Origin of the sequence: Trebonia kvetii, assembly GCF_007827045.1 — a bacterium.
Taxonomy (GTDB): Bacteria; Actinomycetota; Actinomycetes; order Streptosporangiales; family Streptosporangiaceae; genus Trebonia; species Trebonia kvetii.
In genome coordinates, this window is the sequence record NZ_RPFW01000081.1 from 1 (window position 1) to 255 (window position 255).

The 255-nt window shown below is 67.8% G+C and carries 1 protein-coding gene; it reads left to right on the forward strand.

Annotated elements, in window-relative coordinates; translation table 11 throughout:
* On the forward strand, window positions 1-255 hold a 255-nt coding region (locus EAS64_RS43060), incomplete at both ends, for a reverse transcriptase domain-containing protein (protein WP_246116167.1).

Sequence of the window (255 nt, forward strand, 5' to 3'; positions counted from 1 at the left end):
CAGGGCGGGGTGATCAGCCCCGTCATGTGCAACGTCTACCTGCACCGGCTTGACCGGGAATGGGATAAGCGCGACGGGGTTCTGTGCCGCTATGCCGATGACCTGGTCGTGATGTGCTGGTCCCGCAGCCAGGCCGAGGCCGCCCTGGAGCGGCTGACCGCCCTGCTGGCCGCCCTGGGCCTGGAGCCCAAGGCGGCCAAGACCCGCATCGTGCACCTGGAGGAAGAAGGCGAGGGCTTTGACTTCCTCGGCTTC